Source organism: uncultured Gimesia sp., from assembly GCF_963976445.1.
Classification (GTDB): domain Bacteria; phylum Planctomycetota; class Planctomycetia; order Planctomycetales; family Planctomycetaceae; genus Gimesia.
In genome coordinates, this window is sequence record NZ_CAXBKP010000011.1 from 149,413 (window position 1) to 163,047 (window position 13,635).

Annotated in this window: 11 protein-coding genes; 6 read left to right on the forward strand and 5 right to left on the reverse strand. The window is 48.7% G+C overall.

Annotated features, from left to right (window positions below):
- Positions 1-55 precede the first annotated feature (55 nt).
- From AAC022_RS14260 to AAC022_RS14270, 3 genes are all read left to right on the forward strand, one after another.
- A complete protein-coding gene (locus AAC022_RS14260) occupies positions 56-2,956 on the forward strand; it encodes a PSD1 and planctomycete cytochrome C domain-containing protein (protein WP_339731930.1) in 2,901 nt (966 codons plus the stop codon).
- Between the two features lie 43 nt (positions 2,957-2,999).
- Complete coding sequence (locus tag AAC022_RS14265) at positions 3,000-4,463, forward strand: DUF1501 domain-containing protein (RefSeq protein ID WP_339731932.1); 1,464 nt, start codon at positions 3,000-3,002, stop codon at positions 4,461-4,463.
- A 226-nt stretch (positions 4,464-4,689) separates the two neighbouring features.
- Positions 4,690-5,418 carry a Swt1 family HEPN domain-containing protein gene (locus AAC022_RS14270; RefSeq protein ID WP_339731934.1) on the forward strand — a complete coding sequence of 243 codons (729 nt, stop codon included), beginning with the start codon at positions 4,690-4,692 and terminating at the stop codon, positions 5,416-5,418.
- A gap of 7 nt (positions 5,419-5,425) precedes the next feature.
- Here AAC022_RS14270 and AAC022_RS14275 read toward each other — a convergent pair whose 3' ends face one another.
- Entirely contained in the window at positions 5,426-5,788 is a 363-nt protein-coding gene (locus AAC022_RS14275) for a cupin domain-containing protein (protein ID WP_339731936.1), read from the reverse strand.
- A 119-nt stretch (positions 5,789-5,907) separates the two neighbouring features.
- Entirely contained in the window at positions 5,908-7,182 is a 1,275-nt protein-coding gene (locus tag AAC022_RS14280) for a TIGR00300 family protein (protein ID WP_339731937.1), read from the reverse strand.
- 222 nt (positions 7,183-7,404) lie between these two features.
- Between AAC022_RS14280 and AAC022_RS14285 the strand changes: the two genes are divergently transcribed.
- The gene (locus AAC022_RS14285; protein WP_339731939.1) at positions 7,405-8,517 is read left to right on the forward strand and encodes a calcium/sodium antiporter; all 1,113 of its coding nucleotides are present in this window, start codon (positions 7,405-7,407) and stop codon (positions 8,515-8,517) included.
- Positions 8,518-8,683: 166 nt separating this feature from the next.
- Positions 8,684-9,682 (forward strand): Gfo/Idh/MocA family oxidoreductase, encoded by a 999-nt coding sequence (locus AAC022_RS14290; RefSeq protein ID WP_339731940.1) that lies wholly within the window; start codon positions 8,684-8,686, stop codon positions 9,680-9,682.
- A gap of 68 nt (positions 9,683-9,750) precedes the next feature.
- Here AAC022_RS14290 and xerC read toward each other — a convergent pair whose 3' ends face one another.
- From xerC to AAC022_RS14305, 3 genes are all read right to left on the reverse strand, one after another.
- Positions 9,751-10,689: a tyrosine recombinase XerC gene (gene xerC / locus AAC022_RS14295; protein WP_339731941.1), complete on the reverse strand. Its 939-nt coding sequence runs from the start codon at positions 10,687-10,689 to the stop codon at positions 9,751-9,753.
- A gap of 72 nt (positions 10,690-10,761) precedes the next feature.
- On the reverse strand, positions 10,762-10,992 hold the full coding sequence (locus AAC022_RS14300) for a hypothetical protein (protein ID WP_339731943.1): 231 nt from the start codon (positions 10,990-10,992) through the stop codon (positions 10,762-10,764).
- A 106-nt stretch (positions 10,993-11,098) separates the two neighbouring features.
- A complete protein-coding gene (locus AAC022_RS14305) occupies positions 11,099-12,250 on the reverse strand; it encodes a hypothetical protein (RefSeq protein ID WP_339731944.1) in 1,152 nt (383 codons plus the stop codon).
- 302 nt (positions 12,251-12,552) lie between these two features.
- On the opposite strand from AAC022_RS14305, the gene dusB reads away from it, so the two are divergent.
- Complete coding sequence (gene dusB / locus AAC022_RS14310) at positions 12,553-13,635, forward strand: tRNA dihydrouridine synthase DusB (protein ID WP_339731945.1); 1,083 nt, start codon at positions 12,553-12,555, stop codon at positions 13,633-13,635.

Below are 13,635 nucleotides of genomic sequence, written 5' to 3' on the forward strand. Positions count from 1 at the left end.
AACCTGCTCCCTCCCAATTTTCCCACCACTGTTTTTGCTGAGAAAGAACTGAAAAATGAAGCGGCTTCAGATTCTGATGAAATCGCATTTGGTTTCAGGTAAGTGCCTGTTATCGGTTCTCGTCCTTTTTGTGATTTCAATGCCTGAGTTCGTCAACGCAGAGAATAACAAAAAGATCCCTGCCGCGCAGATTGAATTTTTCGAAAAAAAAATTCGGCCGGTGCTGGTAAAGCGGTGTTATGCGTGTCACGGACCCAAGAAACAGGAAGCCAGTTTACGCTTGGACTCGCATGCCTGGATGATGAAAGGTAGTGACACTGGTGTGGCTGTTGTGCCGGGAGATCCGCTTAAGAGCCGCATGATTCAGGTCATTCAGTTTCATGACGATGATAGCCAGATGCCTCCTGAAGGAAAAATGCCGCCGGTTGAGATTGCTGCGTTGACTCGGTGGGTCAAAATGGGAACGCCCTGGCCTTTTTCTGAAAAAGATGCCAAAGGCGCCCCGGCAAACGGAGCGTATGATTTCGAGACTCTGTCCCAGAACCATTGGTCATTCCGACCAGTCGTTCAACCAGAATTACCCAAAGTTAAAAATCAGCAGCGCGTGGGATCTCCCGTTGATCACTTTGTTCTCTCGCGTCTGGAAGAGAAAGGCCTGTCGCTTTCTCCACCCGTCGATCGACGGAAGCTCATTCGTAGAGCGTCAGTTGATTTAACTGGTTTACCTCCCACTTATGCAGAAGTCGAAGCATTTGTAAACGACGCTGCTCCTGATGCATATGAAAAGTTGATTGATCGGTTACTGGCTTCGCCGCATTATGGAGAACGCTGGGGCAGGCATTGGCTGGATGTGGCCCGGTATGCCGATACGAAGGGATATGTTTTTACTTCGGAACGACGCTACCCCTATTCCTATACCTATCGCGATTACGTGATCCGCGCGTTCAATGAAGACCTGCCTTATGATCGCTTCATTCAGGAGCAGTTGGCGGCAGATCAGCTTGACCGTCAAGGAGATGATCGTTCGCTGGCAGCACTCGGTTTTTTAACCGTGGGTCGTCGCTATCGCGGAAATATCCACGATATCACCGATGATCGTATCGATCTTGTCTCGCGTGGTCTGTTAGGTTTGACTGCTTCGTGTGCCCGCTGTCACGATCATAAGTTTGATCCCGTTCCGATCAAAGATTACTATGCGTTGTATGGTGTCTTTGTCAGCAGTTATGAACCGGAAGAAAAAGATCTGCCTTTAATCGGGAAGTCAAAATCAGAAGCGGAGTTCAAAGTCTATCAGGCGGAGCGGGCCAAACGTCAGAAAAAAGTAGATGACTATATACGCGATGAAGCTCAGAAATTTCGAGTAGATGCCCGCTTGACTATCGCAGACGTTTTACAAGCAGTTGCAGAAAAAGAAAAGCTGGTTCAGGGGGATGCAAAACCTGAATATGAGAAAGACGCCCCTCACCGTCATTATGTTGACCAGTGGCAAGACTTTCTGATTCGTAAAGCGGAAGCGTATCGTCCGGTCTTATCTCCCTGGGTCGCTCTTAAATCGATCAAAGCCCCTCCAGGCGAATTTCCTGCGCGTGCGTCTGAAGTAATTCAGAAATTTTCGCTGCAAGAAGCAGAAACTCAGCCGGAGAAACGAGTCAATCGTCTGGTGATTCATGCTTTAAAAAATAATCCGCCGCAGTCGATGTATGATGTCTGTCGGGTCTATGGGAAAGTTTTTAAAGAAGTAGAACAGGAGTGGGTGAAGACAGTCGCTGAAGCTCAGAAAAACAAAACGGCAGTACCGGAAAAACTGGCTGAATTTGATGCAGAAGAGTTGCGTCAAATTTTGTATCACCAGGACACTCCTACAACTCCGGATGACGGACTCGTGCAGAAAATGTTCAATCGAGCACAACGGAATAAAGTACGTCAATTTGAGAAAGAGATCGAAACACTGGATGTGACTTCGCCTGGTGCCCCTCCCCGCGCCATGGTGATGTATGATAAAGAGAAACCAGTTACACCGCATGTTCATTTACGAGGAAATCCCGGACGGCGTGGAGAAAAGACGCCGCGCCAGTTTTTCCAAATTCTGGCAGGACCAGAGCGAAAGCCATTTGAAAAAGGGAGTGGCCGTCTGGAACTGTCTCAGGCAATTGCGTCACGGGACAACCCACTCACGGCTCGCGTTTTTGTGAACCGGGTCTGGATGCATCATTTCGGTCATGGACTGGTGAGGACTCCCAGTGATTTTGGTGTCAGAAGTGATCCACCGAGTCATCCTGAATTGCTGGATTATCTGGCATCGCGATTTATGGAACACGGCTGGTCTGTCAAATCATTACATAAGCTGATAATGCTTTCTGCGACTTATCAACAATCGTCTCAGAAAAACGAGAAAGCGTATCTAGTTGATTCTGATAATCGTTTGCTTTGGAAGCGGTCTCCTCAGCGTCTCGGCTTTGAAGCGATGCGGGATTCTCTGTTATTTGTTTCCGGGCAGCTTTCTGAAGAGCAGGAAGGCAGAGGATTTCTGATTGATCAGGTTCCCACTGTTCCTCGTCGCACCGTTTATAGTTTCGTTGATCGTAATAATTTGCCGAACGTTTTTCGCACGTTCGATTTTGCCAATGTGGAATCGAGTACTGCACAACGGCCTTATACGACGGTTCCGCAGCAGGCGTTGTTTGCGATGAATAGCCCGACGTTGATCGAGCAATCGGGATTACTCGTCAAGAGTCTGGATCTGGAAAAACTGGCTTCAGAAAAAGGCGTTGAGACCGCTATTACGGCCCTTTATCAGCGGGTACTGGCACGGAAACCAACGACTGAAGAACTTGATCTGGGAAAGAACTTTCTGACGCATCATCGGGATCAGATCAAGACACCCGCTCAAATGAGTGGGTGGGAAAAATATGCACAAGTGCTTTGCACTTCCAACGAATTCATGTTCGTTGATTAATTAAGTGAATTCGAAATATATCATATTGCAGGAGCCTGTTCAGATGGCTGACACGAATCGACATTTCAATTGTGATCCGATTTTTACACGACGGCAGATGCTGCAGCGTTGCGGTACCGGACTGGGTTCAATGGGTCTGGCTTCGTTAATGGCTTCAGAGGGGTTACTTGAGGACGCATCGGCTGCTCCCGCGGGAAGCACCGAATCGCCGATGGCTCCCAAAAAGTCTCATTTCCCCGGAAAAGCGAAGCATGTGATTCATATCTTTTTGAATGGTGGTGCTTCGCAGGTAGACACATTTGATCCGAAGCCCGCTCTGGCAAAATATGCCGGCAAAATGCTGCCGACCCAAAATCTGCGTACCGAGCGAAAAACGGGGGCTTCTCTCCCCTCGCCTTTTAAATTTAAGAAGTATGGAGAGAGTGGTCTGGAAGTGAGTGAACTCTTTTCTGAACTGGGTGAGTGTGTTGATGACATCGCCTTTGTTCGATCGATGTACACAAACGTGCCGAATCATGAACCTTCTTTGATGATGATGAATTGTGGCGACCTGATTCAGCCACGCCCCAGTATGGGCGCCTGGACTACGTATGGACTGGGGACAGAAAACCAGAATCTTCCCGGCTTTGTGGTGATGTGCCCTGGTGGATATCCGATTACGGAATCAGCCAACTGGCGCTCGGCATTTTTGCCCGGTGCGTACCAGGGAACTCATATCGACACCAAGCATACTGACATTGAAAAACTGATTTCCAACATTAAGAATAAAAAACTGGCTCTCCCCGAGCAGCGTCTTCAGCTAGATTTGTTACAGGCATTGAATCGTCGGCATCAGTCTGTTCGTTCTGAGGAATCAGCTCTGGAATCCCGAATTCAGTCCTTTGAACTGGCTTATCGGATGCAGATGCAGGCTTCGGATGTATTTGATATCAATCAGGAGCCCCAGCATATTCACGAGATGTATGGCAAAGGAGTCCATGCACGACAATGTATGATTGCCCGGAGACTGGTCGAACGTGGTGTGCGATATGTACAACTCTGGCACGGTGCGGGACAACCCTGGGACAATCATGATGATATTGAAAAGGGACATCGGCATCTGGCGGGACAGTGTGCACAGCCCATAGCGGCTCTGCTGAAAGACCTCAAGCAACGTGGCCTGCTGCAGGATACGATCGTGATGTGTGGCGGTGAGTTTGGAAGAACTCCGGTTGTGGAACTGCCAACACCTGGTTCCAATGCCGGCAAGATGAATGGCCGTGATCATAATAATCATGGCTTCACTGTCTGGTTAGCGGGCGGAGGCGTCAAAGGGGGACAGGCTTATGGTGCGACAGATGAGTTTGGATTTGCTGCTGTGGAAAACAAAGTCCACGTCCATGATTTGCAGGCCACCGTGTTGAAGCTGCTCGGCTTTGACCATGAGAGATTGACATACCGTTACGCAGGCCGTGATTTTAGGTTGACTGACGTCCATGGCCGCGTGGTTGAAGATCTCATCGCATAATGTGTCGTTATGAGCAGTGTTAGTCGCATAGTGCTAGTCTAATTAAAACGTTTCTGCTTCCCCTTGAACAAATAAATCCCTCGCTTTACTTATTTTATGGCATATAGATACTTGACCTGTTCCCGATAACAGGGAATTATTGTTCATGTGTTTCTGTGTCTTAAGAGTCGTTGTGTGATTCTCAAGGTGGAATTCCCACATCGAAGACGGTTAAAGGGGTAAGCGTGTGGCTGGTGATAACGAGCGCATTAAACTGACTCTCGAGTTATTGGGGACCGGTCTGTATCCCATCATAGAGCAGGAAATGAAAGCCGTTTATCAGGATGACTGGATTACGCGTGCGAAAGAGAGTTTCCGAAATTCTGCCATTACCTCCCAGCCCGAAGGTGAGGTCATCCGCTGGGACGCCCATTCCGCGCTTTTGATATTATGGGACCATTGGAACAGCGTCTTCCGTAATCGACTGACTCCACTTGAGAGAAGTTATGTGGGGGAATTGAAAGAGTTTCGAAATCGCTGGGCGCATCAGAGTCAGATTAGTACAGATGACACACTCCGGATTCTTGATACCGCTGCCCGGCTTTTATCCGCAGCAGGGTCAACCCAGGAAGCCCGACAGCTTCAGAGAGAACGCGATCAACTATTGCATCAGATTCTGCAATATCAAGAACAGATTGTGATCGATTCGGATGATCAGAGACGAGAGCGAATGCGAGACGCGATCATCTTTATGGTTTGCGGCCTTGCCATCGATTTAGTCATTTTCTTTTCTTATGGAACGGGTGGTCTTGCGATTCTGTTTGCCGTTTTTGTGGCAGGCGTCTTTGCCTTTTTGGCCTATCAACGCTGGGTGACTCCCGATCGTCCTACGTATGGTGCGCACGAATGTACGAACTGCGGAAAGATTATTTACGGGGACTCGTGCCCGTACTGTAATGAAGATCTCCCGGCATAAGGCAAGCTCAGTCAAGCCATTCATCTTCCGGATCGAATTTCGGAAAGACGATATTGATGATTTTCATGGAACCAATGGCCCGATGACGAACTCCCGGCGGAATGACAATTGACATCCCGGCATGCACGGGAATGAACTCGTCGTCTAATTGCATTTTCGCATCGGTTCCACATTCCAGAAAGTAATACGTTTCTGTCAGTTTGCGATGATAATGCAGCTCTGCATCCTCTGAGATTTCAGTCACATGCAATGTGCCTGGAAATTCCGGTACGTCGGCAAAAGCACGACGCGCTGTACCGCAGGGACAGGAAGTCCCCTCGATTTGGGAAAAATCAGCGATATGATATTTTTTCTGCGTTGATTCCGGCATTCCATAATCCTCAGTCGGACCAGTTATTCACTGCCACTTATTTACTGTAAGTGAAGTAAGATCGGCGAATTGATTTCATGTATTCTCATTATAGCGGAGCGACGACGAAAGAAAAACAATCATTCCAATTTATTGATTTCATCCAGTAAGACCCTTAAAAAGGGCTCCACATCAGTCACCAGTCCTACCGTTTGAAACGTCCCGCGGTCAGCCAGCTTAGTGACCGTGGCGGGATTGATGTCGACGCACACCACTTTCACACTGGCCGGTAATAAATTTCCGACTGCGATCGAATGCAGGGTCGTGGCAATCATCAGACAAAACGAGACCCCCTGCACCATTTCGCGCATTTTGCGTTGTGAGGCGATGGAATCCGTAATGACGTCTGGCAAAGGACCATCGTCGCGAATGCTGCCTGCCAACACATATGGCACCTGGTTTTTCACGCATTCATACATGATGCCGGATTTCAATACGCCTTGATCAACGGCATTTTTAATACTGCCCAATCGACGAATTCGGTTGATCGACCTTAAGTGATGTTCGTGCCCTTCTTCAGTTGAGCCGCCATGTTCCATCGAGATTCCCAGACTGGTTCCATAGAATGATTCTTCGATGTCATGGGTGGCCAGCGCGTTGCCCGCAAAAAGCAGATTCACGTAGCCTTCTCGAATCAGTTCACTGAAATAATCTCTGCTGCCGGTATGGACGACCGTAGGACCGGCGACGATGAGAATTTTGCCAGTGCCTGCTTTGGCACGCCGCATTTCAGAGGCGATTTCTCTGACGGTGACCCCTTTGGGTTTTTCACTGGAGACGGTACTGTGCATGAAAGAGAAACCAGAAACTTCAGGCGCACTGCGTTCTGCCGGAATGACTCTGCTTCCCTGGTTCCCAATCACAACCAGTTCCCCTTGCGTTACGTCAGACATCGGCAGGCAATGTGCCGTTTTTCGATCAGGGCTGACGACGATACCACAGTCCATTTCCTGTAACTCAACGGGAATCCAGTTTCCTGCAATTCGAATTTGTGTCTTCTGGTTGGTTGTGCAGTAAAATCCTTCCGGAAACGCACCATCCATGTCTGCGGGCTCTAAGACACAATCATGCTGTTGAACCGGAACGGCGCCGTGCTGGGCGATATGGGTCAAAATATTCTCGAGCGTTTCTTCGTCCCTGGCTGAGACTGTGATCTGGGCATGGCTGCTGTCCGATCTCAGTTGGCCTATCGAGATCTCATTGATAGAAAAATCCCCACCCAGGACGGTGATCTCATCCAGAATCTTGGGTAACAGCAGGCTGTCGATAATATGCCCCTGTAATTCGATTTCTTCACTGAAAGCGGATGTCTTGGATGACGGGTTTTCGGAAGCAGACTGATCTGAGTGATTCATGGGCGTCCATCCTTGCCTGGAAATCGAACTGAAATGACAGGGTACAAAAGTGTTTTGAGAAAGGAAAACGATGATCTCATCACTCTATATTACGTTTTATTTCCCAAAAGAATACTCTCAAAATAATGTTTGCTATCATGACTATCATATTAATTGCTTACTTTTTAATATTTTGCAGACAGACTTAAATCAGCACTCCAGAAACGACACAGGAGTAGTCGCTTGTATTTTTTGATGATGGCCGTTGAGCCTCTTGATATTATTCGATTAGTGACCGGGCTGGATGCGCCTTCATCAATCCTGATCAGTCTGTTTTTCATCTTACTGGGTATGCTCAGTATTACCAAAGGCGGCGACCTTTTTACTGATAGTTCTGTTGAGATCGCGAGACTAACTCGCATTCCTCCTGTGATTATTGGCGCGACGATTGTCAGTATGTCGACCACGTTCCCTGAATTGATGGTATCCGTGACCAGTACGATTTCCGGTAAAGGAGATCTGGCTGTCGGGAATGCGCTGGGTTCCTGCTTGTGTAACATCGGCTTAATTATTGGAACCTGTGCACTACTAAAGGGATTTCTTTCCTGGCGAGGGAAAACGGAAAGCGGGATTCCCGTTTCTCGGTTAACAATCGTGGGTCCCGGTTTCTTTATGCTGTTTTCTGGTGTTCTGGTCTGGTTGTTTAGCCTGTTTTCTTCCGGTGGTGCGGTGACACAAGCCGGAGTGCCTGCTGAGTTCGGTATCGCGCGCTGGCAGGCAGGGATTTTGCTCTGTGTCTTAGCCGGTTATATCCTGTTTTCTTTACGCGTCGCGATGTCATCACGACATGACTTTGGTGAGGAGCAAGAGCACCCGCCAGAAGTTAAGAATTTAAAGGTTCATTGTTTCAAGTTAGCATTTGCCTTTTTCTGCGGTGCGTTTCTCGTGGTTTTAGGAAGTAAGCTGCTGGTCACCAATGCGGTACAGGTTGCCCGCTATTATGAAGTTTCTGAATTGCTGATTGGTCTGACCATTTTAGCAGTGGGGACCTCCCTGCCCGAATTTACGATCTCCGTGCTTTCGGTGGTAAAAGGCCATGGTGCATTGGGAACTGGAAATATCATCGGAGCCAATGTGTTGAATATCACCATGGTGATTTCGACGTGCGCGTTAATTCACCCGTTACCCATCCAGAAACAAACCGTTCTATTCGATGGACCTGTTGTGATTTTGTTGATGCTGGCCATGTTGGGGCTTTCCTGGAAACGCAAGCAAATCTCCAGTTTCAGCGGTTTTGTTTTGTTGTCTATTTATGTGGGGTATTTAGGTATCGCCACGTTCTGGTTTAGTCGATAGTAGAGTTGCTCCAGAAATACAGACTTGATTCAAGAGTCAATTTAAGAATATCATATCCAATCTGGAGTTGTTTCATTGAGATCCGGCAGGTCGTCTGTAATCTGGCTGTATACTCACTGAATTCCACACTTTTTCTTATGTTCCCCAAATTAGTAATGTTCCCGCTATGGTCAGAATTGGAATAATAGGGCTTGGACCATATTGGGAACAGCGCTATGAACCTGCACTGCGGGCGATCGACCAGCGGATCCAGATCAAAGCAGTCTATGATCCGGTTCGCAGTCGCGCGGAACAGGTTGCCGCTCACTGGAATGCAGCGGCCGTTTCGGGAATTGGTTGTCTGGTTTCACGTTATTCAATCGATGCGTTTCTGCTCCTGCACTCAGACTGGATGAATCACTATCCGCTCAAGTTGCTCAGTCAGCAGCATCGTCCTGTTTATATCGCCGGCAGTTTAGGGGAAGATCTGGATTTGCTGGAACTGGTTCATGCCAGAGCAGCAGATCAGCTGGTGACACTAATGCCTGAGTTCAGCCGCCGTTATTCGCAGGCAACCAGTCGCTTTTTTGAATTAGTGGTCACACGTCTGGGAAAGCCGAACTCCATTCAGATAGAGACTTGTTGCCCCGCAGCAGACCAGCAAGTGGAAGTTCCCGGGCAAAAGAACGAAACTGATTTTCTGGTGGGATTAATGGACTGGTGTTGTTATGTAATGCGCACCAAACCAGTCAAAGTGCAAACGACGTTACATTCTGATTCGAGTGATCGATCGGAAGATCATCGGCAGATTAAAATCGAGTTCCTGCCGGACCCTGTTACCGCTGCGGAACGCTTTGCATTAATTAAAATCAAAATTCAGCAGAGAGAAACAGAGACGTTGTTTCCCCGGCATCAGATAAACTGTCAAAATGGGCTGGCAGAGTTTCATTCACCTGACGAGATTCATTGGGAAAATGAATCGGCTTCGATGACGGAGTCATTGAAAAGTGATCGCCGGGAGTTAGAAGTGATGCTGGATCATTTTTGCCGACGCGCGGTGGGAGGGATTATCCCTGTTCCGAGTATCCGGGATGCTTGTCAGGCGATTCAACTGGTCCGGCTTTCGCGTGAAAGTCTGAGTTCAGGCAAGTCGCTCGAAGTGACAACGGTCAAAGACTGGGATTGAAGCTCCAGGCTGGAGTTACTCCTCGCCCTTTGTATTCTGGCTGCAGGTTTCAAGAACCAAAGGAATGGCTATTTTGAACGCTGTGCGTGAGGGTGAGATTTCTCGTAAGTTTCGCGTAAGCGTTTGGTGCTGACGTGTGTGTAAATTTGCGTCGTGGTTAAGCTTTTGTGCCCCAGTAGTTCTTGTACGCTACGCAAATCTGCGCCGCCATCCAGCAAGTGCGTGGCGAAACTGTGCCTCAACGTATGCGGGCTCGTTTTTTTGTCGAGGCCTGCCTGGAGCAGATATTTCTCCAGCATGCGACCCACGCTACGTGATGTGATCCGCGTTTTTAACCGATTGAGAAAAATCGCGTCCGAATCGGGGTGGGCTTTGGGTTTGGCTTCGCGTTCTTCGAGCCAGTACTTCAATGCTTTGGCGGCGTAACTGCCTATGGGGGCGATCCGTTCTTTGCGTCCTTTGCCCAGGACTCGAATAATATTGGCATCCTGATCCCAGTCACTCAGATTGAGGGCGACCAGTTCGGAAACACGCAGGCCTGCGGAGTACAACGTTTCAAGGATGGCTCGATCTCTGAGCCCCATTTTGCTGTTGGCCGGAGGCGCTTCCAGCAGGGAACCAATCTGGTCTGTCGTTAAGAAATGCGGTAATTTTCGTCCGGTGCGTGGCGTGCGGAGTGGCTTGGCCGGATTGGTTTTGGTGTACCCTTCTCTGCAGCAGTAACGGAAGAAGCTTCGCAGGCAGGCTAATCGCCTGGCGATGGTGGTGCGCTCGTACTGACACTCATGTAAATAAGCGACATAACGACGCAATTCATTGATGCCGATCTGGTCCGGAGGTAAGAGTGATTCTTCGTACTCGGTCAGATATTCAATTAGACTATCCAGATCTTCGGCATACGATTTGAGCGTCAGGTCGGAGGAGTTCCGTTCGATTTGCAGATAGCGCAGAAAGCTGTCTATCGCGTCATGTAGTTCAACGGGTCTGATCGGTTGCGAAGAGATCATAAGGTTTCAATGATGGCTGTAATACTTTGAATGGTGAGAAGATCTTCGCGATGGAATCCGGTACTTCGAAATTCAAGCCGTTTTACGCAATCGTTTGGATTGTTCTTCCAGTTCTGCTTCCCGTCTTAATTTTCGTACCTTCTGGCTCATGACAGCCGCATCATACCAGGTAAAACTCAGATCCTTATCGGCTGCATATTGCCCCAATGTCTGAAGCATCTGGGAGGAACTTTCATCATCGTAGAGAAATACATAGCGCTCTGAATCTTTAACTAATGCAACGACATTCATTTGTTGTTTCACTGTGGCAGTCCTTTATTTATTGTCAGAGCACTGGAGTCAGACTTGAGATGGAGTTGGGGGTGCTCATAAAACCGCTCTATTTAATATCGGCGATTGAGCGGTGGGATTATCGGTATTTTCTTACTTTGAAGATGAGCTGGTGCTGAGCTTGTCCACCGTGGAGCGTTAACATCTCTAGAATCATTAAATGCGATGTAAACCGTATAAAGTCCTCGCTCCGATGCAGGTAGGCTTCCCAGCCCCCACTGCGGCGGTCTCCGCTGACTTCAAGGTAATCGCGTAAATGAGCTACGAGAGCAGCATCAGAGCCATCGAACAGCCGTGTGTAAGTCATGAACGGTTGTCGTGGGTCAATGGTAGTGGTGTGTGTGGGAACCGAAGGAGGGCAGTATGCATCAAATTGCTTCGTGTCTAAAGGAATTTGTTGTGCGATATTGTTTGGGGGGGGCGGAAGTGTCGTTGGCCTGGGGGCAACGACTGGTTGTTGTTTCATATACGGGCCGAGGTTGGGGAGTTTTGACATCGGGGCCTGGATGACGGGGCTTGTTGTTTGTGCGCCCTGATTGGCTTGCGCGTACGCCTGGATGATTCCGGACTGGTTTTTCGGATAAGGCCATGAATCGAGTGTTTCTGTTGATTGTCCGCGAATGACTGTTGCTGCAGGTACGGGAGGTGCTTGAATCTCCGTCTGACAGTCACCATCAGGACAGTTTTGTTTTCCCAGCTTCCGCTCGATTTTCTGTTGCTGTTTTTCTGCTTTTCGTTCTATGTGAGCAGCTTGTTTTACTTCCCGTTTCATTTGGTGTTCTTCCTGTCTGACTTCTTTCGCAGCCAGACGATCACTTTTGAACAACTGATCCAGAACGGTTTTTTTGGCGTGCCGCTCTTCGGTCAGTAAAGGGAGCCCCGGAGTGAATTCCTGTGAATGTGGAGAATACCAGGAAACCTGCATGCCAATGCGGGGGGGATAATAGGGGGAATAATCGGTGATCGCGCCGATGACCACCGCATCCACGTTTAGAATTTTGGCTAACTTGAGAACATCATCCGGGTTATTCATTTGCAGCTGATGTTCCACCATAGCGACTTCAGATACACCGAGTGGTAAAACCTGAAATCCGGGAACTTTCTGCAATTCGGCATAATAAGCGAGCGCGAAACGACGTCCGTCAACGTCTGATTCCTGGCTGAGATTGAAAAAAGGGACCAGTGCGACGGTTTTCAGCTTCGGATTGGGATTCGTGACAGAGGTACGCATGATGACGCACCCTGACAGGCTGGATAAACAAATTAGCAATGTAAAAATGCGAGTCAGCACCGAATGGTTCCCATTGGATAAAGCAGAATGAAACAATATCATCCCTATCGGCATAATCAGCAGGGTAACTTCAATGAGAAATCTTTTTGCAGTCTCCCCATATTTACATTTGGGGGAATCCCCTTCTATTTAAGAGTTGTGTCACCTTGGATATAGTTGCAGGTGACTATTTCCAGGCCCTGTATTGACTGCTAAGATGCACGAAATGTCTTAAGTTACGCCTTTTATGCTTTATAAATCTAATGAATTCACTGCCCCCTCAACCTGATCCTCGACCACCACTCTGCTATGGTTCATTGCAGCTGGAGTCTCGATATTTGCTGTCTCCCCTTGCCGGGTATACGAATTTACCCTTTCGGCGGATTGTGCGAGAAATCGGTGGTGTGGGACTAGGTACGACCGATTTGGTCAATGCGCGTGGATTGCTGGAAGGCAGTCACAAAACCCTGCAGTTAATTCAAACCTGTCCCGAAGATTCGCCTTTTGCGGTCCAGATCTTTGGGAGTGATGCGAAGCTGATGAGCGATGCAGCACAATTGCTGGAAGCACGTGGCGTCGATTCGATTGATATCAACATGGGCTGTCCCGTGAATCGGATTGTCAAAGGGGGAGCTGGCGCCAGCATGATGTGCCGTCCCGAAGACACTGTGTCGTTGGTCCAGTGTGTGGTGGAAGCGGTCAAGATCCCCGTCACGGTCAAAATGCGGCTGGGCTGGGATGAACAGAACCTGACTGCGCCCTTTTTTGCCAGAGAGTTTGAACAGGTCGGAGTGGTTGCGGTTGCCATTCATGGAAGAACACGCGAGCAGGGTTTTCGTGGTTCGGTCAATCATGATGGAATTCGGCAGGTGGTGGAAGCCGTCGAATCGATTCCGGTGATTGGCAATGGGGATGTGACATCAATTGCTGATGCGGATTTTATGCTGAGAACGACTGGTTGTGCAGGCGTTTCCATCGGCCGAGGTGCTCTGGCGAATCCCTGGATCTTTCGTCAACTGCTCCAGTGGGAGCAAACCGGACGATATGATCCTCCGGGTAACTTCGATGAACGGTTGGAGTTATTGTTACGGCAATTTCGTTATCTGCTGGAAATGACAACCGAAGAACGTGCACTTTCCATGTTTCGCAAAATGGGGCACTGGTATTTGAAGTCGATGCGAGTCAAACCGGCATTACGCCATGTATTTCAATGTGCGCAGAATTTGCAAGAGTTTGATGCAGCGATTCAGAAGATCGCAGCAGAAGGGCCGACCTCAGGTTCCCGGAGTGGCGTCTTGCCGGAGATGCATATTCCCGTTCCCGGCGGGCCTGTCGAACGCTGGTAG